This window comes from Pseudomonas sp. S06B 330 (genome assembly GCF_002845275.2).
GTDB lineage: Bacteria > Pseudomonadota > Gammaproteobacteria > Pseudomonadales > Pseudomonadaceae > Aquipseudomonas.
The window spans coordinates 3688531-3711082 of sequence record NZ_CP088149.1 but is presented as its reverse complement, the minus strand read 5'-3'; the positions used below and the strand labels follow the sequence as shown (position 1 = coordinate 3711082).

Annotated in this window: 19 protein-coding genes and 2 pseudogenes; 9 read left to right on the top strand and 12 right to left on the bottom strand. The window is 59.2% G+C overall.

Features of this window, described 5'->3' with window-relative positions; translation table 11 throughout:
- Window positions 1-21 precede the first annotated feature (21 nt).
- Complete coding sequence (locus CX511_RS16470) at window positions 22-1620, bottom strand: BCCT family transporter (RefSeq protein ID WP_052675694.1); 1599 nt, start codon at window positions 1618-1620, stop codon at window positions 22-24.
- Window positions 1621-1816: 196 nt separating this feature from the next.
- Window positions 1817-2908 (bottom strand): tartrate dehydrogenase, encoded by a 1092-nt coding sequence (locus CX511_RS16465; protein ID WP_045190332.1) that lies wholly within the window; start codon window positions 2906-2908, stop codon window positions 1817-1819.
- A gap of 97 nt (window positions 2909-3005) precedes the next feature.
- On the opposite strand from CX511_RS16465, the gene CX511_RS16460 reads away from it, so the two are divergent.
- The 3 genes from CX511_RS16460 (at window position 3006) to CX511_RS16450 (ending at window position 8887) form a co-directional block, all read left to right on the top strand.
- Entirely contained in the window at window positions 3006-3923 is a 918-nt protein-coding gene (locus CX511_RS16460) for a LysR substrate-binding domain-containing protein (protein WP_045190334.1), read from the top strand.
- A gap of 480 nt (window positions 3924-4403) precedes the next feature.
- A complete protein-coding gene (locus CX511_RS16455) occupies window positions 4404-6569 on the top strand; it encodes a TonB-dependent siderophore receptor (RefSeq protein ID WP_045190336.1) in 2166 nt (721 codons plus the stop codon).
- Between the two features lie 122 nt (window positions 6570-6691).
- A complete protein-coding gene (locus tag CX511_RS16450; protein WP_045190337.1) occupies window positions 6692-8887 on the top strand; it encodes an OsmC domain/YcaO domain-containing protein in 2196 nt (731 codons plus the stop codon).
- A gap of 159 nt (window positions 8888-9046) precedes the next feature.
- On the opposite strand, the gene CX511_RS16445 is transcribed toward CX511_RS16450, so the two are convergent.
- Entirely contained in the window at window positions 9047-9247 is a 201-nt protein-coding gene (locus tag CX511_RS16445; protein ID WP_082071439.1) for a twin-arginine translocation signal domain-containing protein, read from the bottom strand.
- An 89-nt stretch (window positions 9248-9336) separates the two neighbouring features.
- Window positions 9337-10317, bottom strand: a complete 981-nt coding sequence (locus tag CX511_RS16440) for a DMT family transporter (protein ID WP_101291858.1) — start codon at window positions 10315-10317, stop codon at window positions 9337-9339.
- Window positions 10318-10419: 102 nt separating this feature from the next.
- On the opposite strand from CX511_RS16440, the gene CX511_RS16435 reads away from it, so the two are divergent.
- The gene (locus CX511_RS16435; RefSeq protein ID WP_101291857.1) at window positions 10420-11310 is read left to right on the top strand and encodes a LysR family transcriptional regulator; all 891 of its coding nucleotides are present in this window, start codon (window positions 10420-10422) and stop codon (window positions 11308-11310) included.
- 34 nt (window positions 11311-11344) lie between these two features.
- Complete coding sequence (locus CX511_RS16430) at window positions 11345-11824, top strand: VOC family protein (RefSeq protein WP_045190343.1); 480 nt, start codon at window positions 11345-11347, stop codon at window positions 11822-11824.
- 209 nt (window positions 11825-12033) lie between these two features.
- On the opposite strand, the gene umoC is transcribed toward CX511_RS16430, so the two are convergent.
- Both umoC and CX511_RS16420 read right to left on the bottom strand, forming a co-directional pair.
- Window positions 12034-12441 (bottom strand): lysozyme inhibitor LprI family protein, encoded by a 408-nt coding sequence (gene umoC / locus CX511_RS16425; protein WP_045190345.1) that lies wholly within the window; start codon window positions 12439-12441, stop codon window positions 12034-12036.
- A 95-nt stretch (window positions 12442-12536) separates the two neighbouring features.
- On the bottom strand, window positions 12537-13814 hold the full coding sequence (locus CX511_RS16420) for a peptidase MATCAP family protein (RefSeq protein ID WP_101291856.1): 1278 nt from the start codon (window positions 13812-13814) through the stop codon (window positions 12537-12539).
- Window positions 13815-14046: 232 nt separating this feature from the next.
- Here CX511_RS16420 and CX511_RS16415 point away from each other — a divergent pair, with 232 nt between their 5' ends.
- Together CX511_RS16415 and CX511_RS16410 are read left to right on the top strand one after the other, a co-directional pair.
- A complete protein-coding gene (locus tag CX511_RS16415) occupies window positions 14047-14310 on the top strand; it encodes a hypothetical protein (protein ID WP_045190349.1) in 264 nt (87 codons plus the stop codon).
- A 148-nt stretch (window positions 14311-14458) separates the two neighbouring features.
- Entirely contained in the window at window positions 14459-14830 is a 372-nt protein-coding gene (locus CX511_RS16410; RefSeq protein ID WP_082071440.1) for a nuclear transport factor 2 family protein, read from the top strand.
- 89 nt (window positions 14831-14919) lie between these two features.
- Here CX511_RS16410 and CX511_RS25705 read toward each other — a convergent pair.
- Window positions 14920-15516, bottom strand: a pseudogene (locus CX511_RS25705) (methyl-accepting chemotaxis protein); the annotation flags it as partial.
- Window positions 15517-15777: 261 nt separating this feature from the next.
- A pseudogene (locus CX511_RS25700) lies at window positions 15778-16650 on the bottom strand (HAMP domain-containing protein); the annotation flags it as partial.
- Window positions 16651-17027: 377 nt separating this feature from the next.
- Here CX511_RS25700 and CX511_RS16400 point away from each other — a divergent pair.
- Window positions 17028-17723 (top strand): tRNA (adenine(22)-N(1))-methyltransferase, encoded by a 696-nt coding sequence (locus CX511_RS16400; RefSeq protein WP_310794529.1) that lies wholly within the window; start codon window positions 17028-17030, stop codon window positions 17721-17723.
- Between the two features lie 187 nt (window positions 17724-17910).
- Here the strand turns inward: CX511_RS16400 and CX511_RS16395 are convergent, their stop codons facing one another.
- Window positions 17911-18774 carry a diguanylate cyclase gene (locus CX511_RS16395; protein WP_045183417.1) on the bottom strand — a complete coding sequence of 288 codons (864 nt, stop codon included), beginning with the start codon at window positions 18772-18774 and terminating at the stop codon, window positions 17911-17913.
- 187 nt (window positions 18775-18961) lie between these two features.
- Window positions 18962-19363, bottom strand: a complete 402-nt coding sequence (locus tag CX511_RS16390; RefSeq protein ID WP_101292688.1) for a carboxymuconolactone decarboxylase family protein — start codon at window positions 19361-19363, stop codon at window positions 18962-18964.
- A gap of 121 nt (window positions 19364-19484) precedes the next feature.
- On the opposite strand from CX511_RS16390, the gene CX511_RS16385 reads away from it, so the two are divergent.
- Window positions 19485-20510: an AraC family transcriptional regulator gene (locus tag CX511_RS16385; RefSeq protein WP_045183413.1), complete on the top strand. Its 1026-nt coding sequence runs from the start codon at window positions 19485-19487 to the stop codon at window positions 20508-20510.
- Between the two features lie 12 nt (window positions 20511-20522).
- On the opposite strand, the gene CX511_RS16380 is transcribed toward CX511_RS16385, so the two are convergent.
- A complete protein-coding gene (locus CX511_RS16380; RefSeq protein ID WP_101292691.1) occupies window positions 20523-21707 on the bottom strand; it encodes an MFS transporter in 1185 nt (394 codons plus the stop codon).
- Complete coding sequence (locus tag CX511_RS16375; protein WP_101292693.1) at window positions 21700-22512, bottom strand: alpha/beta fold hydrolase; 813 nt, start codon at window positions 22510-22512, stop codon at window positions 21700-21702. The genes CX511_RS16380 and CX511_RS16375 overlap by 8 nt, the downstream gene beginning before the upstream one ends.
- Window positions 22513-22552 lie beyond the last annotated feature (40 nt).

The following is a 22552-nucleotide window of genomic DNA, read 5'->3' as shown; positions in this document are numbered from 1 at the left end:
GCCAGCCCGCTCCAGCAAGGCTCAATGCACGGCTGCGGCGCTGCGCGGCGCTTGCGCTGCTGGTTCTTCACCCGCCAGGCGCGCTGCTTCTTCTTCGATGCGATAGGCCGGCATCTGGCCGTAGTCTTCGAACATCCATTTGAAGAAGCCGTAGATCTTCACCAGCAAGATCACCATGAACGGAATCGCGGTCAGCACCACCGCCGTTTTCATGGTCGACAGCGAGGCTTTGGCAAACAGCATGGCCAGTGGCACCAGGGTCAGCACCACACACCAGAACAGGCGGTGGGTTGGCGATGGGTCGTCGCCTTCACGCAGGTTCTGGGTGCTGGTAGCCGCGACTGCATACGCTGCGGCGTCCATGTGCGAGGCACAGAAGATCGCCATGATGAACAGGTACACGCCAAGGAACACCTGGCCCCACGGCAGGGCGAGCAACAGGTGGGTAACTGCCGACTCACCGCCTTGCTCGCTGAGCATTTTCGGCACGTCCACGGCACCGGTAATAAACTGGTGCATGCTGTAGCTTTCCAGGGCGCCGAAGAAGAACCAGCAACCGAAGCTGCCGCCCATCAGCAGGGCCAAGACCACTTCCTTGATCTGCCGACCGCGCGATACACGGGTCACGAACATCGCCACGCCAGGTGCGTAAGACACCCACCACAGCCAGTAGAACACCGTCCAGTTACGGGTGAAGGCACCGTCACCGGCAGGGTCGGTGAACAGGCTCATGTGCACGTAGTTCTGGATCATCAGGCCAATCGAGTTGGCGGTGTTGTTGATGGTGAACTGGGTCGGGCCGACCAGCAGTACCACCAGCGCAAACACCAGCGCGCCGATGCAGACCATCTTGCTCAAGCGCTGCAGGCCGCCATCGATACCGATGTAGGAGCTGAGCGAGAACATCACCGCTACGCCACCAATCACCATCAGTTGCACGGTGAAGGTGTCCGGGGTGCCGGCCAGGTCATGCAGGCCGCGGGTCAGGGTCGAGGCGGTGAGGGCCAGCGACACGGTCAAGGCGCCCATCATGGTCAACAGGAAGATCAGGTCGACACTACGACCAACCGGCCCGGTAGCCTTGAAGCCGGTCACGGCTTCGACAATCGAGGCCAGGTTCAGGCCGCTCTTCTTGCGCACGTGGAAGTGATAGGCCATGGCCAGCGACGCCAGGGCATAGATCGACCAGGCGCTGACGCCCCAATGGAAGAACGAGTAGCTGATGCTGTACTCGAGGGCTTTGGGGGTGGCTGCGGCGATATTCAGGCCTGGGGTCTGGTAGTAGTAGGCCCACTCCATGACGCCCCAGTACAGGGTCGAGGACCCCATGCCAGCGCAGATGAACATGAATACCCAGGTGGCGGTGGCGTATTCAGGCTTGCCACTGCCCAGGCGGATGTTGCCGTATTTGCTGAAGGCCAGGTACAGCACGGCCAGGGAGCTACCGAACACCAGCACCTGGACACTGGTGCCGAAGGTGCGGGTGGACAATTCGAACAACTGGTTAGCCGCGTTACCGGCCTCGACCGGAAAGGCCGCAAGCCCTATTACAGTGAGCAGCACGGCAATCAAACTCACGGTAATCAGGAACACATCTATCTTTTTATTCTTGTGCGACATCATCGTCTCCTGGACGTTGGCGTACTTATCTATACCCGGCAGGCAATCCGGGGTGCTGCGGTCTTGCTCCTTCCCTGGCTGTTAACTAAAAGTTAACTTGAATCTTTTGGTTAACAGATTCTGCATTCAATCTACGCCGCTCGCAAGAGGGGAAGGGCCGGTTTGTCAGACAATTCTGATAATCGGCCCCACCTCATCACGCTTCGATCAAGGCAGTGATGGCCTGGCCGACTTCCTGGGTCGACTTCTTTCCGCCCATGTCGCGGGTGGTGTCGCCGGCAGCGATGACCTGTTCGATAGCCTTGAGGATGTCATCGTGGGCGGCGCGGTAGCGCGGGTCGGCACCGTCGTTGCCGAGGAACTCGAGCATCAGCGCGCCGGACCAGATCATCGCAATCGGGTTGGCGATGTTCTTGCCGAAGATGTCCGGGGCCGAGCCGTGTACCGGTTCGAACAGCGACGGGAACTTGCGCTCAGGGTTGAGGTTGGCCGATGGTGCGATGCCAATGGTGCCGGCGCAGGCCGGGCCGAGGTCGGAAAGGATGTCGCCGAACAGGTTCGACGCCACCACCACATCAAAGCGATCTGGCTGCAGCACAAAGCGGGCGCAGAGGATATCAATGTGCTGCTTGTCCCAGCTGATTTCCGGATAATTGGCTGCCATGGCGGCAGTGCGCTCGTCCCAGTAGGGCATGCTCACGGCCATGCCGTTGGACTTGGTTGCCGAGGTGACGTGCTTGCGTTCGCGGGTCTGGGCCACGTCGAAGGCGTACTTGAGGATGCGATCGACACCACGGCGGGTGAACACCGACTCCTGTAGCACGAACTCATTCTCGGTGCCTTCGAACATGCGCCCGCCCAGCGACGAGTATTCGCCTTCGGTGTTTTCGCGGATCACCACGAAGTCGATATCACCGGGCTCGCGGCCGGCCAGCGGGCACGGCACGCCAGGGAACAGGCGTACCGGGCGGATGTTGACGTACTGGTCGAAGTCACGGCGGAACTTGAGCAGCGAGCCCCACAGCGAAATGTGGTCCGGGACCTTGTCTGGCCAGCCGACGGCACCGAAGTACAGGGCGTCAAAGTCCTTGAGTTGTTCGAACCAGTCGTCGGGCATCATCTTGCCGTGGGCCAGGTAGTAATCGCAGCTGGCCCACTCGAAGAATTCAAAGCTGATGTCCAGGCCGTGCTTGCGGGCAGCGGCCTCGACCACGCGGATGCCTTCGGGAAGCACTTCGATGCCAATGCCGTCACCAGGGATAGCGGCGATTCTGAAAGTCTTGCTCATGGGGCGCACTCGATGTCTAGGGAACAGGTGCGGACCATGCTATAAGGGCTTGATTCAGAGATAATCCAGCCATTCATAGATTCTTAGAACACGAAACGTGAATAATCTTCCGAGCCTCGACGACCTCAATATCTTTCTTCAGGTGGCCAAACGCGCCAGCTTTGCGGCGGTGGCCGATGAGCTGGGGATGTCGGCGGCGTTCATCAGCAAACGCATCCGTGTGCTCGAACAAACCCTTGAAGTGCGCCTGCTGCACCGCACCACCCGGCGGGTGACGGTGAGCGAGGAGGGCGAGCGGGTGTACCAGTGGGCGCAACAGATCTTCGATGCGGTGCAGCGCATGGGCGACGACATCAGTGCTCAGCACCGTGAACCGGTGGGGCAGTTGCGCATTGCCAGCAGCCTCGGCCTGGGCCGGCGTTTCGTGGCGCCGGCATTGTCGGAATTGGCTGAACGCTATCCGCGCCTGGATATTCGCCTGGACGTGCATGACCGGTTGGTTGACCTGATTGAAGAGGGCGTCGACCTCGACATCCGCGTGGGCAACGCGATTGCCCCTAACCTGATTGCCAAACCCCTGGCCAGGAACCGCCGGGTGCTCTGCGCCTCGCCCGCTTACCTGGCCCGGCGTGGCACACCGAAAGTGTTGGCGGAATTGGCCAGCCACGATTGCCTGGTGATCAAGGAACGTGACCATCCTTTTGGCATCTGGCAACTGGAAGGGCCCAATGGCGAAGAGAGCGTGCGGGTGACCGGTGGCTTGTCGAGCAACCATGGTGAAGTGGCGCACCAGTGGTGCCTGGATGGGCGTGGGATCTTGCTACGCTCCTGGTGGGATGTGCACGACAGCCTGGCGGACGGGCGCTTGGTCCAGGTGTTGGTGGACTATCACCAGCCAGCGGATATCTGGGCGGTGTACACCTCGCCATTGGCCAGTTCGGCCAAGGTGCGCGTGGCGGTGGAGTTTTTTCGGCAGTACTTTGCCGAGCGCTATAGTTTGCCGGAGTTGGTCTGAGAACCACTGTCTTGACTGGCCGCCTGTAGCCACTGCCGTAAGGCTGCGATCGAGCGTGAAACGGTCGCAAAGCCTGGCCACTTTGATTCGTCAGGTTAATTGAGGTACCTGAGTTGCGACTGCGCTGCAGTCGCTCGCAACCTCGTGCTTGGGCAGCGGCACAGCCTTGATAGACACGTCCAGGTGGAACTTCTCCCGAAAGGTGAGGAAGGGCATGAGCTTGCCAGCTCGTCGCCGGTACCGAGGCTCCCTCAGTTGTGAAAAATTCGTTAAGCAATTTTGCTACGGCGGCTTTTTCTTTGCGACATATTCTGACATGATAATGCGAACGATTATCAAAAGTAGTCGTATTGGCGAAGCCTTCTCCCGGCATTAGCCGTTTCAACCGCAGCAAGACCTACCCCGTCGCGCCTGCCTCTGAGACACCCCCGCAGCCCCTGTTCACCCCCTACGTACCTGCAAATGTAAGGAGAGTTCTGCGTGCACCCTTTTTGGCCCCGTGCCCTCGCTGTTGCTGTTTCGTTGGCAATCGTTTCGCCCTTCGTCGTTGCACAGGAACCGGCCACGGCCGATGAAACCGCTGAGGTGCAAACCGACACTGGGCAGACGATGGTCCTGGATGCCCTGAGCATCAACTCCACCCGGCTGGGCGAGACCACTGAGGGCACTGGTTCCTACACCACCGGCGAGATGAAAACAGCGACAAAACTGCCGCTGACCATGCGCGAAACCCCTCAGGCGGTGACCGTGATCACCCGCCAACGCATGGACGACCAGGCCATGACCAGCGTCAACGACGTGGTCAAGGCCACCCCAGGCCTGTTCCTCAGCCAGTCCAGCGGGCCAGGGCGCCAAACTTACAGCGCCCGCGGTTTCGATATCGACAACATCATGTACGACGGCCTGCCAAGTTCTTACCAGGGGTGGAGCGTAGGTGTGCAGCCTAACCTGGCGATGTTCGACCGCGTCGAAGTGATCCGCGGCGCCACCGGCCTGGTCACCGGCAGCGGCAACCCTTCGGCTGCCATCAACATGGTGCGCAAGCGGCCAACCGCCGAACCACAAGTGACCGTCACCGGTGCGACCGGCAGTTGGGATGACAATCGTGGTGAGTTCGATGCCTCAAGCGCGCTCAACGACAGTGGGACCCTGCGTGGACGGGTCGTAGGCTCCTACCGTGACGCCGACACTTTTCGTGATGAGGAAAACAGCAACCATGGTCTGTTCTACGCGGTGGGCGAGGCTGACCTGAGCGAGAACACCACGGCAACCTTGGGTTTCTCCCGTCAGGAAGACCGGACCAACTTTTTCTGGGGCGGTCTGCCTATCGGTACGGATGGCCACCACCTGGACCTGCCACGCTCCACCTACCCAGGCACCGACTGGGAAGACAAGAAGCAGGACATCAATACCGTGTTCGGCGAGGTGAAACATCGATTCGCCAACGACTGGCAATTGCAGATGGCCGCCTCGCAAGCAACGCAGAAGGCGTTATTCTCCGGCACCTACTTGTCACGTTACGACGGCCCGCTGGCGAATACCGCTTGGCAGGCGCGCTACGATGAAGTCCAGACGGCCTACGATGTGTTCGCCAATGGTCCAGTTCAAGCGTTTGGTCGTACCCATGAAGTCGTGGTCGGCGCCAGCAGCCGCGAATACGACATGACCACGCACAACTACAGCCCTTATGTGTTCAGTCTGCCAATCAACGCGCCGAAGCCGGATTTCGCCCGTACCACTGACGACCATGAAGTTACCACCCAGAACGGTGTTTACCTGACCACCCGCTTGAGCCTGGCCGACCCGCTGACGCTGATTCTCGGCGGTCGCCTGGACTGGTACGACTATGACAACCAGACCGGCGCGGGCGATTACAAAGTCACCCGCAACGTTACCCGTTACGCTGGCGTGATCTACGACCTCAACGATACTTACTCGGTGTACGCCAGCTACACCGACATCTTCACCCCACAAACCGCCAAAGATATCTCGGGCAAACTGCTTGAACCGATCGTGGGTGAAAACTATGAAATCGGCATCAAGGGCGAGTACTTCGACGGTGCCCTCAACGCCAGCCTGGCGGTGTTCCAGATCGACCAGTTGAACCGCGCCGTGCAAGTGGATGATCCGGTTGGCTGCCCGAAACTCGACTGCTACGACGCCTCCGGCAAGGTCCGTAGCCAAGGTATTGATCTGGAACTGCAAGGGGCCTTGACCGAGAACTGGCAAGTGGGAGCAGGGTACACCTACACCCGTACCCGCTATCTCAAGGATCAAGACCCGTCCAACGAGCATCAGCCCCTCGAGACGGATAAACCGGAGGATCTGTTCAAGCTTTCCACCGTCTACCGCTTCCAGGGCCCGCTGGAAAAACTGCGCATCGGTGGCAACGTCTACTGGCAGAGCCGCATGTACAACGACGTGCCTGTCACTGGCGGCAGCTATCGCATTGAACAAGGCAGCTACGCCGTCACCGACCTGATGGCCGGCTATGAGGTAAACAAGCACCTGGACCTGCAACTCAACGCCAACAATGTCTTTGACCGTGTCTATTATTCGGCGATTGGCTCGGACGTGAAGTGGGGTTCCACCGATACCTATGGCAACCCGCGTAGCTACATGCTGACGGCCAAGTACCGGTTCTGACGGGGCATTCGTACACACCCAAGGGCAAGCGTGGAAGGAATCACCTTGCCAGGCACAAGACGTGCGGTGGAAAAACCCGGATAATGGCGGCCAATTTGTTTTGCTCGCTATGGTAATTCCGCATGGAAATCAAGGTTAACTTTCTCGACAACCTTCGACTTGAAGCCAAGTTCGATGACTTTACGGTAATTGCCGATCAGCCTATCCGCTACAAAGGCGATGGTTCGGCACCGGGGCCGTTCGATTACTTTCTGGCTTCGTCGGCGTTGTGTGCGGCTTACTTTGTGAAGTTGTATTGCGAAACACGCAATATCCCCACCGACAATATTCGTCTGTCGCAAAACAACATTGTCGACCCGGAAAACCGCTACAACCAGATTTTCAAGATTCAGGTTGAATTGCCAGCGGATATCTCCGATAAGGACCGCCAGGGCATTTTGCGCTCCATCGACCGTTGCACCGTGAAAAAGGTGGTGCAAACCGGGCCTGAGTTTGTCATTGAGGAGGTCGAGAACCTCGATGCCGATGCCCAGGCATTGCTGATGCTTGACTCGGCTTCGCAAGCGAGCACCTACGTGGCCGGCAAGGACCTGCCGCTGGAGCAGACCATCGCCAACATGTCGGCCATTCTCGCCGGCCTGGGCATGAAGATTGAAATCGCCTCGTGGCGCAATATCGTCCCTAATGTGTGGTCGCTGCACATCCGCGATGCGCATTCGCCGATGTGCTTCACCAATGGCAAGGGTGCGACCAAAGAAGCCGCGCTGGCCTCGGCGTTGGGCGAGTTTATCGAGCGCCTGAACTGCAACTTCTTCTACAACGATCAGTTCTGGGGCGAAGAACTCGCCAACGCGGCGTTTGTGCATTACCCCAACGAGCGCTGGTTCCAGCCTGGCCGTAAAGATGCGCTGCCAGCGGAAATCCTCGATGAGTACTGCCTGCAGATCTACAACCCCGATGGCGAGCTGCGCGGCTCGCACCTGTACGACACCAACTCCGGCAACGAAGAGCGCGGCATCTGTTCGCTGCCGTATGTGCGCCAGTCCGACGGCGAGGTGGTGTATTTCCCGTCCAACCTGATCGAAAACCTCTACCTGAGCAACGGCATGAGCGCCGGTAATACGCTCGCCGAAGCACAGGTGCAGTGCCTGTCGGAAATCTTCGAACGTGCGGTCAAACGCGAAATTCTCGAAGGTGAACTCGCGTTGCCGGATGTGCCGCAGGAAGTGCTGGCGAAATACCCCGGCATTCTTGCCGGTATCCAGGGCCTGGAAGCCCAAGGCTTCCCGGTGTTGGTCAAGGATGCGTCGCTGGGCGGTGAATTCCCGGTGATGTGCGTCACCTTGATGAACCCGCGCACCGGCGGTGTGTTTGCCTCGTTCGGCGCCCATCCAAGCTTCGAAGTAGCGCTGGAGCGCAGCCTCACCGAGTTGCTTCAGGGCCGCAGTTTCGAAGGCCTGAACGACTTGCCTCCGCCGACTTTTGAAAGCCATGCGCTGACCGAGCCGAACAACTTCGTTGAACACTTCATTGATTCCAGCGGTGTGGTGTCGTGGCGCTTCTTCAGTGCCAAAGCGGATTTCGAATTTGTTGAGTGGGACTTCTCTGGCCAGGGTGAAAACTCCAACGCCGAAGAAGCCGCAACCTTGTTCGGCATCCTCCAGGACATGGGCAAAGAAGTGTACATGGCGGTGTATGAGCATCTGGGGGCAACCGCCTGCCGCATTCTGGTGCCGGATTATTCGGAAATCTATCCGGTGGACGACCTGATCTGGGACAACACCAACAAGGCACTGTTCTTCCGCGCCGACATCCTCAACCTGCATCGCTTGGACGACACCGAACTGCAAGCGTTGGTGGCGCGTCTGGAAGAGAGCGAACTGGATGATTACACCGACATCAAAACCTTGATCGGTATCGAGTTTGACGACAATACCGCCTGGGGACAGCTGACGATTCTGGAGTTGAAGCTGCTGATTTACGTGGCCTTGCAGCAATTTGACCCGGCCAAGGAGCTGGTCGAAACCTTCCTGCAGTTCAACGACAACACCGTTGAGCGCGGGCTGTTTTACCAGGCCTTGAACGTGGTTCTGGAAGTGCAGCTGGACGATGAGCTGGAACTGGCCGATTACGAAGTCAATTTCCGACGCATGTTCGGCAACCCGAGGATGGACGCGGTGATTGGTTCGGTGGACGGCAGCGTGCGCTTCTATGGTTTGACGCCTACCAGCATGAAGCTCGAAGGGCTCGACAGGCACCTGCGGCTTATCGATAGCTATAAAAAGCTGCATGCGGCGCGGGCTAAGTTCACCGCTTAGTTTCGTTCCTGGCGATAAACAAAAAGCACCTTAAGGTGCTTTTTGTTGTTTGCAGCTAGGCAATCAGCTCGACCTTACCGGTGCCAAGACGATAGACCCCGCCGACTATGTTCAATTTGCCCTTGCCAAGTGCATCGGTGAGCAGCGGCGTGGCGTTTTTCAGGCGCGTTGCAGCGCCTGATCGGGGTTGATTGCATTTTGGGGCTTGGGCGGCGCAGACGATTTCTCCGCCGCCTGGATGATCCTTTCCGGCAACGCGCTGGCCAGTAGCAGGGCACCTGCTCCAAGTCCGGCAAACTTAAGAAATCGACGACGGTCCGTGGGGGTTGACGTGGAAGTTGAATCACATGATTTACACATGATGGTGTGTACTCAGTTCAACTCGGTGGAAATGACTACTGTTGGGTGACCGGTGCCTTGAGGCATGTTCAGCACCAGAACCTTGAAGTCTAGTTGACCGGTATCTTTTGCGGCGCTGCGCTTACGGGCTCCGACGTCTGCACCGCGGTCTTGGCGCGCACCGGTTTCAACCGCGAAACCCCGAACAGCACCAGGGCAAGCCCGGCAATCTGGTACAGCGAAACCTCCTCACTGAGTACCGCCCATGACGCCAGTACGGTCAGCACCGGCCCCAGATTGCCGACCGCCGCTGTATGGGTCGCGCCCATACGCTGAATCGCCAAGGCCACCCAATAGATCGGCAGCACCGTCGAGACCACGGCCATCAACCCCGCATACACCCACACGGTCGCGGGCAGTTGCATGAGCAGCGAGGTATCCGCCGCCAACAGGTAGTGGGTTAATACCATCAGCGACGAAGCACCACCAGCCAACCCGGCCAGGCGCATGGAACTCATGCGTTTGAGCATGATGCCGGTGCCGGAGTAATACAGCGCATAGGTCACCGCGCTGGCGAACACCCACGCTGCGCCCAGTATCACTTGCCCACCCATCCCCGCGACGCTGACGTCATGCACAAAGGCGATGCCCAGGCCCAGGTAGCACAAGCCCATCGCCGCCAGGGTGCGCAGGGTAGGGCGCTCGCGCAGGGCAATGGCCTGGAACACCAGCACCAGGGTCGGGTAGGTAAACAGGATCAGCCGCTCAAGCCCGGCGCTGATGTAGTGCAGCCCATAGAAATCGAACAGGCTCGCCAGGTAATAACCGAACAAACCCAGCAGCATCACCCGCACGCCGTCGCCCAGGCCCAGGCGTGCATTGGTCGGGCCGCGGCTGGCCCATACCAGCCAGGCAAACAACGGCAGCGCCAGGCCCATGCGCATTGCCAACAGGGTGATCGCATCCACAGAGCTGGCGGCGTAAGACAGCTTGACGAAAATCGCCTTGAGGCTGAACCCCAGTGCAGACAGCACCGCAAACAGGCTGCCGTTCTGGACGCAACGCTGGTACAACCCACGCACATTATTCATCAGCAGCCCAACCAAGGAAGAGATTGGGGTTATTCTAAAGTGAAGGCTTGTCACGCAGAATCGCATTTTTCCGAATCAAGCCTTCGCCAAAAGAGAAACCCCGTGCACTTCGATCTCGCCGATTTACGCTTGCTGACCGCCATTGCTGCCGCCGGCAGTTTGAGCAAGGCCGCCGCCAGCATCCCGGTGGCTGTCTCGGCCGCCAGTACCCGTTTGCGCCTGTTCGAGGAGCGCTACGGTATTGCCGTGTTCACCCGCAAGGCCGATGGTATGCAGCTCACGCCTTCCGGCCGCTTGGTACTGGAGGCCGCCCGCAGTGTGCTTGGCGAAGCGCAAACGCTTGAAAACACCCTCAAGGAACTCGCCGGTCAGCGGCGCATCACCCTGCGTCTGGCCGCTACCACCGTGACCACCAGCACCCTGCTGCCGGCAGTGCTCGGCACATTTTTGGCCGACTACCCGGAAGTCGATCTGCAACTGACCGAATACCGCAGTACGGACGTCATGCGTGCGGTGCTGACCGGCGAATGTGACATCGGCGTATATGACGGTAGCGTCATCAGCGATGGCGTGCTGTCGTTGCCGTTTCGCAATGAGCGACTGGTGATGTTGGTGCCGAGCGAACACCCTTTGGCCGCGCGCGAACACACCCAGTTGCGTGATGCCCTGGGTTACCCGTTCATCGGTATGCCGCCCGAGCGGGCGATGCAGCGTTTTGTCGAAGAGCGGGCAAGAAAGCTGGGCATGCCCTTGCAGATCCGCGTGCGTGCACCCAGCTTCGAAGCCATCGCCCAGTTGGTCGCCCAGCGCGCCGGTATCGCTATGCTGCCGCAGACCACTGCTCTGCGCATGGAGCAAGAACTGCCCGTGCGCATGATCCTGCTGGAAGAGCGTTGGGCCACCCTCGAACTGCGCCTGTGCATCAAGGGCTGGGAATCGCTGAGCAGCCACGGTCGTCAGTTGGTCAGTTTCCTCTCGGGCAAGGGCGACTAGACTCAGGGGCCAGTCCTCAATCTGGAGTAGCCCCATGACCAGCACACCCACCCTGTGCCTGTGGTACGACGGCACCGCCCTGGAGGCCGCCACCTTCTACGCCAAGACCTTCCCCAACAGCGCTGTGAACGCCGTGCACCTTGCGCCTGGCGACTTTCCCTCAGGTAAGGAGGGTGATGTCCTGACGGTCGACTTCACCGTGATGGGTACCTCGTGTGTGGGCCTGAACGGCGGTCCCCTGTTCAAGCACAGCGAAGCTTTCTCCTTTCAGGTCATCACTGAAGACCAGGCTGAAACCGACCGCTTGTGGAATGCCATTGTCGGCAACGACGGCGAAGAAAGTGCCTGCGGTTGGTGCAAGGACAAGTGGGGGCTGTCCTGGCAGATCTCGCCACGGGTCTTGATCGCTGCGGTTAGCAGCCCCGACCGTGCCGCTGCCAAGCGGGCGTTCGAGGCGATGATGACGATGAGGAAGATCGATATTGCGGCCATTGAAGCGGCGCTTAAAGGCTAACACTGGCCTGTGGAAGTCGGCCTTGCCGGCGATGCAATCGACGCGCAGTCTGCGGTGATGCGGTGTTTGCATCGCTGGCAAGGCCAGCCCCACATTAGAAAACAAGTAAGGCCGTCGCAACGCGGGCACCTCGTTGGGGCTGACGAATCGCGGTGGCCAGGTTGCGGCCGTTTCACACCCGATCGCAGCCTGACGGCAGCTCAATACATTTAATCGGCCAGTTGCTTGGTTCTCCAACGGATCAAATCCACGTTACAGGCACTTAAAAAATCTCCCGCACCCGAGCCACCCATCGCGGCGTCTGCTTGCCATTGGCACTGCGCATCCTTGAATTTCTCGAAGGCCTCCTGCGACGCGCGCAGCGAGGCAAGGGCTTTGGCCGTCGCGCTCGAGTCTATCTCCTTGGTCTGCGCTTCCAGCGTGTTGTAGGCGGTAGTCATTTGCGAGGTAGCTTCGACAGCCTTACGCTCAAGGCAAGGCTGCAACGCGGTGCGGGGCTGATCGCCTGTGCTTTCGTAACATTCGTTCAATGCGCCAGATTCTGCGGATTCTTGAGCGGTTGCCGTACCCATGGCAAATGCCGTCGCCACGATGACCACAGAAATGATTTTTCTCACGTTCACTATCCTGTTTAAAAGTCTGTTTCGAAGACCATAAACAATTTTTGGTATCCGGCCAAATATTCATCACACCTAGCGGAACAGACCCCTGCTTACAGCGCACTGGCATTCGCTTCATGTTCATCGGCAAAGGCCATGAATACCTCCAGATCGAGCACATCCAGTTTGATCCGCGAGATAAAGGCAGAGAAGGCCAAGTTGGCGGCGAGGCGACGCAAATCGCTGGCCCAGTGTGGGACATACACCGGTCCCTGTAGCCAGCCGGATTCGAACAGCGGTGCCAGGCGCACGGTATCCCCCAGGTTGAGGCGACCGGCAAACAAATGGCCGACCAGGTCCGGGCGGTTATCGCGGATGGCGATGCGCAGGAGGGTATGCACGCCGAGCAAGCCCGTCAGATAGGCGGCATCCTTGGTGAAGGCTGAGCCACCACGCAGGTTGGCACCGCGGTATATCCGTTGCGTGGAGCGGAAGGATTCCTCCTGCGACTGGCCGCCGGCCAAAAAGCCTTCGAACACCTGGATGAAATCGGCACCGTCGAGCGCTTGCTGAACCGCGAGTACGCGCAGGGCGAGGCGTCGCAAGCGATTGATGTCCATGCTACCGGTGAACAGCTCGGCCAGGGTGGCGATGCCTTCCTGAGTTTGGGTGGTGCGTGGTGCACCCAGGCCCAGGCTTTTGAGGTTGGGTTGGCGTGCGCCATTTTGTGCGGTGGCCACATGCACGAAGGCTTCGTGTTGCAACAGCTGATGCTTGTCCAGCTCCGAGAACAGCGCGCTGGCACGTAAGCGGATCCGGCTGGAGCCGGCGATGGCTTTGGCGGCCAGGGTCGGATCGAGTATGACGGTGATCTGGCCTGGGCCGAAGAACTGATCCAGTTCCGGTTGCATCCAGGCGGCAAAGGCTGCGGCCGGAATGTCGGCCTGGGTCGGTGGAATCTGTGTGCCACCCAGTAGGGCATCGGTGGTATCGAGGAAGAACCGGGCAGCGTCGAGCATGTTAAGGTTCAGCCGCGGGTATTCGAAATCCGGACGCCGGTACAACGCTGACGAATATTGGGTAAAGGCAGGGGTGCCAATGGCGCCGAGCATGCGTGCCGCAGTGGCATAGCTGCGGGCCGTCATGGCCAGGTAGTTGCCGGCCGGATGGCCCTTATCGCAACGACTCGCAAAGGCCTCAAGGGCAGCAATGTCGGCAGCGTGATCACGCGGGCACAACGCAATGTCGGGCAGTCGCGCCTGTCCGCGACGCCACTGGTCCAGGAAGATTTCCTCGACGCCAATGGGCCAAGCCAAGGCGTCGAGCACGCGGATGTTACGAGCCAGGCCGGGCAGAGCGGCATCAAGTTCGGACAGCGGCGCGGCGCTCATGGGGGCCTCTTTGGCAGGCAAGGTGTCATCGACAAGCGTAGTCGTTGCCAAGGTATCGTGGCGTTACCCGTCGATGGCAGACGGCATGCGCTGCTGGACGGTTGAGCTGCCGTCCATCGCTGCAGCCATTGCAGGACGCCCTGCACAGTCCTATCGTTGGAGTCCATGCGCTGCGGGGAATTTTGTAGATTTTCAGCGAAGCAACCGAGCGATTTCGAGCTGGAGGACGATCATGAATGGCAAACACTGCGTCAAAATGCTGATGGCACTGCTCATCTGCGCTGGCGTGCAAGGGTTGGCGCTGCCGACGTATGCCACCGAGCAGGGGGAACAACGCCGCGAAGCACGGGATACTCGCCAGGAAGGACGCTCCACTGCACGCGAAACCAAGTATGACTGCCGCCGGGACAATGAAAAGAGCAATGCCGGATGTCGCCAGGACAAGCGCAGTACCAAGCAAGACACGCGCCGCACTGCTCGGGACATCAAATACTGATGGGTGATGTAAATCCCGTTGAAGACCGCGCATTGTTAGCCGACTCGGGACGTTTCAGGGCGGACTAAACGTTCAGGTTGAGCAGTTGCTGGTATGACTGCCGATCCCTTTTCTCTTTCGCTGCGGGGGGAGACTGTAGAGGTATAACGTGACGACTGACTCGGCGGATAAAGAACGTATCCATCGTGTGCTCGGCAGTTATGTAGAGGGTATGGTGTTCGCAGACGAAACATTGCTGCGTCAAGCTTTTCACCCAGCCTGTCGTATCATTGGCCACTACCATCAAGAACTCGAATGGTTATCCCTTGATGACTTTATTGCCGCCATCAAGGCCGAAGGCCCGGCAGCAAAAGGCTCACAGCCCTTCTGGGAGGTCATTAGCGTAGATATTACCGGCGACGCTGCCGCAGTAAAAATGATTGATGACTATGTCGGAATGAGGTTTACAGATTACCTATCGCTACTGAAAATCGATGAGCATTGGATAATCATCAATAAGCTCTATTACTACCACGCGTAGCGACAATCCGCTGCGCGCGTATTGCGCGTTTATGACCCGCTGCTACAACGCTGCAGTGTTGTAGCGGCGGGTACTCCAACAGTGGCAGATCAGATACGGAAACTGCCGACCAGGTGTTTCAGGCGAGCGGCTTGCTGTTCCAGGTCGGTACAGGCGCGCAGGGTGGACTGCAGGTTCTCGACCCCTTCCTGATTGAGCATGTTGATTTCGTTGATGTCCATGTTGATCGCGTCAACCACGGCAGTCTGTTCTTCGGTGGCGGTGGCCACTGACTGGTTCATGCCGTCGATCTCGCCGATGCGCAAGGTCACACTGCCCAGGCGCTCACCCGCCTGGTTAGCGATTTCGACACTGTCCTGGCTGTGGCGCTGGCTTTGGCCCATGGTGTCGACCGACTCGCGGGCACCGACCTGTAGCTCCTCGATCATTGTTTGCACCTGCTGCGCTGACTCCTGGGTACGGTGCGCGAGGTTGCGCACTTCATCGGCAACCACGGCGAAACCACGCCCGGCTTCACCGGCCCGCGCAGCTTCGATCGCAGCATTGAGGGCCAGCAGGTTGGTCTGCTGCGAGATGCTGGTGATCACTTCGAGGATCTGGCCGATGTTCACAGTTTTGCTGTTGAGCGTCTCAATGTGCGAGCTGGAGGTGCAGATAAGGTCCGATAAGCGGTTCATTGCGGCAATGTTGCGATCAACCACCTGCTGGCCTTCTTCGGCCAGGTGACGTGCCGAGCTTGCCTGTTGCGAGGCTTGGGCGGCGTTATGGGCAATCTCCTGAGCGGCAGCGCCGAGCTGGTTGATGGCCGCAGCAACGCTGTTGGTACGGTTGGATTGCTCGTCGGAGTTGACCATCGAGGAGTTGGAGGCACTGACCACGCGCAGGGCCACTTCGTTGACCTGCTCGGTCGCCGAGGACACTTCGCGGATCGAGGTGTGGATACGTTCGACGAAACGGTTGAAGGCAGTGCCCAGGATGCCAAACTCGTCCTGGCTGTGAATGGTCAGGCGTTTGGTCAGGTCGCCTTCACCTTCGGCAATGTCTTCCATGGCCCGGGTCATGATGTGCAGCGGTTGCAACAGGACACGGATCAGCAGGCCAAGCAGACCGATAATAATGGCCACGGCAACCAGGGTGGCAATCACCGCCGAGGTACGGAACTCGCTAAGCATCGCATAGGCTTTGTCCTTGTCGACGGACAGGCCGATGTACCAGTTGGCCGAAGGCAGGCCCTTGATCGGCGCGAAGGTCAGCAGGCGGGTCTGGCCATTGGCCTGGACCTCGGTGAGCTCAGCAGACAGTTTTGGTGTGCGCGCCGGAAACAGGTCCGCCAGCGACTTCATCACCAGCTTCTGGTCCGGGTGGACGAGGATTTTGCCTTGGTCGTTGACCAGGAAGGCGTAGCCCATGCCGCCGAAGTTCAGTGAGTTGATGATCTCCACCAAACCATCCAAGGCCAGATCACCACCGACCACGCCGATGTTGCTCGACACCTTGCTGAGGATGCCGATGACCATCTTGTTGGTGGTCAGGTCGATGTAGGGTTCCGTCAGTACTGCGCCGCTGGCGCTCATGCCGTCCTTGTACCAGGGGCGAATGCGCGGGTCATAGTCGTCGGGCATCTTGGCATCCGGACGCACGCTGAAGCCGCCATCGACCTTGCCCAGGTAAACGGTAAGAAAGCTTGAGATCAAGGCGCTCTGGCCCATCAGGGTCTCGGCACTGGCAGGTTCCTGGGCGATGTTCTGTGCCAGGTTTTCCACCAGGCGGATTCGCCCCTCCAGCAGGTTGCGAATATTGGTGGACGTCGACGCCCCCATTTCAGCCAGGTAGTTTTCCAGGTTGAGGCGGGTGGCATTGCGCTGCAGGTAGTCGTTGTAGAGGGTGAACAGGGTGAAGGCGAGCATCACGATCAATGAGGCGACAAGCAGAATTTTGTGGCTGAAACGTAGACTTTTATTCATGGCGTGTGGAGTTCACTCGGTCTTTTATTGGAACGTTTCAACGCTATCGGCCTGAGCGCGTTAGATCTTGAGCGACGAAAGGTGGCTAGTTGCCACTATAGTTTTGTGCTAGCAGCCGATAGGGGGCGTGGTGGCCCTGATCGCATAAATTTGAAATGTACGGCGTTGCCCGACAGAATCGCGGCCCGATCCGGCCAAAGGTGCCGGGCGTTCGTGCTGAAAAGGGGCTGCAGTTGAACCAACAGACATTGTCCATGCGCTTGGAGCGTGTGGCGGCGCACGTACCAACAGGTGCGGGCCTGGCCGACATCGGCTCGGACCATGGCTACTTGCCGGTGGCGTTGATGCGCCGTGGTGTTATCGCCATGGCGGTGGCCGGCGAGGTCGCGTTGACGCCGTTTCACGCGGCCGAGCGCACGGTGCGTGAAAACGACATGACCCCATGGATCAGTGTGCGTCTGGCCAATGGCCTGGCAGCCATCAAGCCTGAAGACGAGATCACCGCGATCAGCCTCTGCGGCATGGGTGGCGAAACCATCCGCGACATCCTTGACAGCGGCAAGGCGCGGCTCAGTGGCCAGGAGCGCCTGATCCTGCAGCCCAATGGCGGCGAGCAGCCATTGCGCCAATGGCTGATGGAACAGGGCTACCGCATCCTCTGCGAGGAGGTGCTGCGGGAAAACCGCTTCGATTACGAAATCATCGTCGCCGAACGTGCTGAGCCTGTGACCTACACCGCTGAGGAGTTGTACTTCGGCCCGCTGCAGTTGCAGGCGCGTAGCCCGGCATTTGTGGCCAAGTGGCAGCGTATCCTGCGCCTGAAACAGCAGACCCTGAGCCACTTCGCCCGGGCGCAGCAGGCTGTCCCTGAAGAAAAGATGCAAGACATCGCCCGACACGTCCAATGGATCACCGAGTTGCTGGCTTGAGCGCGGTTTTCTGATGGATCGTGGGGGAGTGGCGCAGCGCTTGAATAACGGCATGACCACACGGTCTTGATCTGCTCGGCGATGCGCTGCGGGTGTAAGTCTGGCGCAAACCTCGGCGGCCTATTCGCAGCTGCCGTGAGGCTAGGAGGGGCCAGGCAAGCCCGTTGCTTGTTAGCTAAGGCAGCAATTATCCGGGGACAGAGCGGCGCCTTTTCATCCGGTACATCTGGCCGTCAGCATGGCTGAGCAGGGTGTCGGCATCTTCCCCGTCGGTAGGGTAAAAGGCGACACCTACGCTGCAGGATGGCATGTCGATCCCGTCAAACTCAGCGCCCAACGGCTCGGCCAAGGTTGCGATAATCTGCGTCACCTTTTCGGCAACGGCGTCCTGCGACTGGATATCGGTCAACAGCACCGTGAACTCGTCACCCCCCATTCGCGCCACTGTGTCCGTCTCGCGCACGCAGCCCTCCAGGCGTCGTGCAATCGAGCAGAGTACCCGATCACCCACGGCATGCCCGTAGACATCGTTGATACCCTTGAAGTCATTGACATCCAGAAACAGCAACGCCAAGGCATTTTGGTGGCGATGCGCCGCACGCAGGGCCGATTCCAGTCGATCATTGAAAATCGAGCGGTTGGTCAATTGTGTCAACGGATCATGATGGGCCAGGAAGCGTAACTCTTCCTCGGCATGGCGCAGGGCAGTCACGTCTCGCGCCACGCCGATTCGTGCACCCACCTCTTCGGACCAGAAGGCAGCCCACAGAATGTGCACGATACCGCCATCCTTGCGGATATAGCGGTTGCGAAAATCGACGTGTGATTGGCCGTTCATCACTCGGATAATGGACGCCCGGGTGACCGTCAGGTCTTCAGGATGTATGTAGTCGGTTATCGGTGTGCCGGTCAGCTCTTCGGCACGGTAACCGAGCAATGCCTCACAAGCATCACTTACAAATACAATCTGGTTGTTCCTGTCGACCACGAAAACCGTGTCCAGCATTAGATGGATCAGTTTGGGATAGAGCGCTTGTAGGTCAACTGACATAGGCCAGGACGTCCAGAATGAGTATTTTGATCGTAGCCCGATCACAACGGGCGGCAGCGAGCCATTCTGCAGATTTATTAGCAGGCATGCACTCACCTCATCACAACGTCCAGACGTCCTTGTCTCAGGCACGGTAGTGTAGTGCGATGGCGAAGGTCAATCCGGCCTACGCTGCACATTGATGAAATCAGTAGGTGCCTTGTACCGGACCATCGGCGGCCAGTTTCTGCGCCTCCTCGACGAGAATCGGAGCGCCTAGTGCCATGCTGTGGATACCGAGTATCGAAGTCAGTTGTAGGACCGCCAGTATTTCCTCGACACTGGCGCCAACTTCCAGAGCCTTGCGGATGTGCCGACGCACACCCGGGGCATACAAATGGGTGCAGGAGGCATCGACGGCGATGGCGATCAGTTCGAAGGTCTTGGGTTCCAGAATGCCCTTTCGTAACGGGTGGGTGGCCATGCCGAGAAACTTCTCCATCCACTGCGCGTCCAGCTCGGCCAGCGAATCCCAAGCGGGATTCCAGTTACCCGCGTCACGCAGGCCATCGCAGGTAGGGGTGCCAGGGTGGGTCTGGTGTTCATTCATCTGCAGTGCCTCGCGGTTGAGTGGTTACCTGCAACTCTAAGCCTGCCGATGGCATCTGAATTGACTCCCGGGGGCATGGGTTTGACATTTCGGGACATGTGTAACCTAGGGATGATTGCTCATGAAAGGACTGGTTCGAAGTGCCTGCCTTACCCACTACACGGACATTGTCCGCGCCTTGAACGTTGAGCCGATGCGCCAACTGCGTCTTGTGGGTCTTGATCCGCGCTGTTTGCTGCAATCGGACCTGAGAATCTCCATCGAAGCGGTAGCCCGGCTGCTGGACAACTCGGCGCGGGAGGCCGGTGTGGACGATTTCGGCCTGCGCATGGCAGAACGTCGCACTGTCTCCAACCTAGGGCCGCTGGCGTTGTTATGGCGTGAGCCCACCTTGCGCGCAGCGCTGAAGGCCCTCCAGGAATTTATCTGCCTGCACAACCAGGGGTTGGTCCTGCAGATTGAGGAAGGAGAGGGGGTGGCGGTGTTGAGGCTTGAGCTGGTAACCGTCAGTCATCTGCCTGTGCGTCAGTCGATGGAGTTGGCGGTCGCCGTTGCTCACCGAATGCTCAAGACCTTACTGGGTAACCATTGGCATCCATCAGCAGTCTGTTTTCGCCACAGCGCGGCGCTGGACGCCAGCCGCCATCAGCGGGTGTTCGGTACAGCCGTACAGTTCAATTGTTTGCTGGACGGCATTGTCTGCCGGAGCAGCGATCTTGACCGGAGCCTGCCCAGTGCCGATCCGGAAATGGCCCGCTACGTCCATCAATACCTGCACAGTATTCAGGAGGACGCCAGGGCCGCGTTGGTGGAGCAAGTGCACCAGATGATCTGGATGCTACTGCCCACGGGACGTTGTTCGGTGGAACAGGTAGCCGCCCACCTGGGACGTGACCGACGGACATTGCACCGGCAACTGACGCGCGAGGGTGAGACGTTTTCGTCGCTGTTGGATCAAGTGCGAAGGGCGTTGGCGACACGTTACCTCGCAAACCCCCATCACTCCTTGAGCGAAATTGCTGGCGTGCTGGGCTTTTCCGAGCTCAGCGCCTTTTCCCGCTGGTTCAGCCGGCTATTCGATTGCAGCCCTTCGTCCTGGAGAGCGCGGCCTTTCCCGCTAGCAGCAGGTAAGCCGAGATCACCTTGAAATTAATCCTCTCTATGTCATGTCCACAGACTTTCTACTGTCAGTTAATCCCCCTGATGGTAATTTCGCGACGGTCGTGCTCAGCCCCAGCAATACTACGGCGCCGATGATCATTACTCCCCAGGCCCAGTGCAAAGAACTGAGCTGGTCACGCACGATACCGGCGATCAGCGGCATGCTGGCAGCGATCAGGTAGCCGCCGCCTTGCACGAACGCCAACAGCGCGCCAGCCGTGGTCGGTGAATCTGCACGGTCCAGGGTGACGATCAAGGACAACGGGAACAGCGCACCGATCCCTAGACCTAGGCACACTGTTGCCAATGCTGCCAGCTGTTGTGGGGCAACCATCAGGCAGGCCAGGCCAGCAATGAGTAGCACAATGACCAGCACTAACGGTTTTCGGCGGTCGGGAAAGCGCTGGATCAGCGATGACACGAGCAGCCCGGCGACCACTTCGGTGACCGTCAGTGCGCCGAGCAGGTAGCCGGCGTCAGTCGCCGTCCAACCCAGTTCGATGTAAAACGGCGGCAACCAGGCCAGCACCAAGGTGTAGGCGCCTGTGCCAATCCCAAAGAATATCAACAGTAACCAGGCCTGCATGTTGCGATAGGGCAGCTTGGCACCGGCATGACGGGGTTGGCTGCCACCGGCTGCCAACAGCCAGACGATCAGGGTGAATAACGCCGGCACAGCGGCGAAGCCCAGGGCTAACTGCCAGCCGAAATTGGCCGCACTGGGTGCTGCGGTTGCAGCACCCAGTGCGGCACCGGCCATGATGCCTGTAGTGAACAAGCCCATCAGCATGCCAGCGCTCTGCGGATAGCTGCGTTTCAGAAAGGCGGGCATCAGCGACTGGATGACTGCAATGCCGATACCGCCCAGTGCGGCGGTGCTGATGAGCGCTTCGGCAGAACTGGTATAGGCGCGTGCGGCACAGCTGACAGCAATCAGGGCGATGCCCAGCGCCACGCCCTTGACCTCACCGACCAGGCGCAGCAGCCAGGGGCCGGAGAGCGCGAACAAGCCCATCATCATGACCGGCAGGGTGGTCAGTAGGCCACCTTGGGTATTGGTCAGGCCCAGGTCGAGTTGCAGCATGTCCAGCAGGGGGCCGATCGAAGCCATGATGGGGCGCAGGTTCAAGCCGATCAATACGGCCAGAAGTCCGACACACGCTTTGCTGGGAATATTAGGCATGGTTGGCTGGCTCCTGTAGGAAAGCGCTTGTCGCCTCATTGAATGCGTGTGCGTGAGGGACGTTGAATACGTGGCCTTCGCCGGCGATGGTGACCAGGCGGGCACATTCGATGTTTGTGTAGAGGTCTTCGGCTTCGGACCACGGGCTGATGGCGTCGCGTTCCGTGGCGAGTACCAACGTGGGGGCCTGTATCTGCTGCAACTTGGCACTCAAGTCGTACTGCTTCATGCCCTTGCACCAGCGGATCTGGTTGTGCGCCTTCAACAAAGCGGCCTGGGCGTGCCACGCCTGGTAGAGGCGCTGACCACGCGGCGAGGCAGAAAAGTCTGCGCCCACCAGTGCAGGCCAACTCGACTTGAAGTGCTTCAGGCAACCATTGTGCAGCTCCAAGGTGGTTGCCCATTCGCTGAGCAGCCGTTGGCGATGTGCGCTGCTCATACTGGCGAACGTGCCGGCAACGATCAGCTTTTCCACTGCTTCAGGTGTATGGCATGCCATTTCCAGCGCTACCATGCCTCCCAGGGACAGGCCGATAAGCTGAATGCTGTCGAGCCCAAGGTGTTCCTGCAGCGCCAGCATTTCCAGGGCCTGAAGATGAGGGGTAATACCGTCAGGTGCATCACTGGACGCGCCGTGCCCCAGCAGGTCGGGTACGATGACGCGGTGACCGAGAGCGAGCAGTGCACTTACCTGTGGTATCCAGGCCCTGCCGCTGTTACCGAGCCCGTGCAACAGGAGCACGGGGCTGCCGGAGCCTGAGTCGTAATAGTAGTGACGATGCTGTCCATGTACGAAAAAAGCCATGTTTCCTCCTGATCCTTCAGTCACGTGCGTGTCAAGATAG

Excerpts from the sequence above, each read along its gene's own strand:
- CX511_RS16440 (WP_101291858.1), bottom strand. The coding sequence starts at position 10,317 with ATGAATAATGTGCGTGGGTTGTACCAGCGTTGCGTCCAGAACGGCAGC.
- CX511_RS16470 (WP_052675694.1), bottom strand. The coding sequence starts at position 1,620 with ATGTCGCACAAGAATAAAAAGATAGATGTGTTCCTGATTACCGTGAGT.
- CX511_RS16465 (WP_045190332.1), bottom strand. The coding sequence starts at position 2,908 with ATGAGCAAGACTTTCAGAATCGCCGCTATCCCTGGTGACGGCATTGGC.
- CX511_RS16450 (WP_045190337.1), top strand. The coding sequence starts at position 6,692 with ATGGAAATCAAGGTTAACTTTCTCGACAACCTTCGACTTGAAGCCAAG.
- CX511_RS16395 (WP_045183417.1), bottom strand. The coding sequence starts at position 18,774 with ATGTCAGTTGACCTACAAGCGCTCTATCCCAAACTGATCCATCTAATG.
- CX511_RS16415 (WP_045190349.1), top strand. The coding sequence starts at position 14,047 with ATGAATGGCAAACACTGCGTCAAAATGCTGATGGCACTGCTCATCTGC.
- CX511_RS16430 (WP_045190343.1), top strand. The coding sequence starts at position 11,345 with ATGACCAGCACACCCACCCTGTGCCTGTGGTACGACGGCACCGCCCTG.
- CX511_RS16385 (WP_045183413.1), top strand. The coding sequence starts at position 19,485 with ATGAAAGGACTGGTTCGAAGTGCCTGCCTTACCCACTACACGGACATT.
- CX511_RS16375 (WP_101292693.1), bottom strand. The coding sequence starts at position 22,512 with ATGGCTTTTTTCGTACATGGACAGCATCGTCACTACTATTACGACTCA.
- CX511_RS16420 (WP_101291856.1), bottom strand. The coding sequence starts at position 13,814 with ATGAGCGCCGCGCCGCTGTCCGAACTTGATGCCGCTCTGCCCGGCCTG.
- CX511_RS16390 (WP_101292688.1), bottom strand. The coding sequence starts at position 19,363 with ATGAATGAACACCAGACCCACCCTGGCACCCCTACCTGCGATGGCCTG.
- CX511_RS16380 (WP_101292691.1), bottom strand. The coding sequence starts at position 21,707 with ATGCCTAATATTCCCAGCAAAGCGTGTGTCGGACTTCTGGCCGTATTG.
- CX511_RS16445 (WP_082071439.1), bottom strand. The coding sequence starts at position 9,247 with ATGTGTAAATCATGTGATTCAACTTCCACGTCAACCCCCACGGACCGT.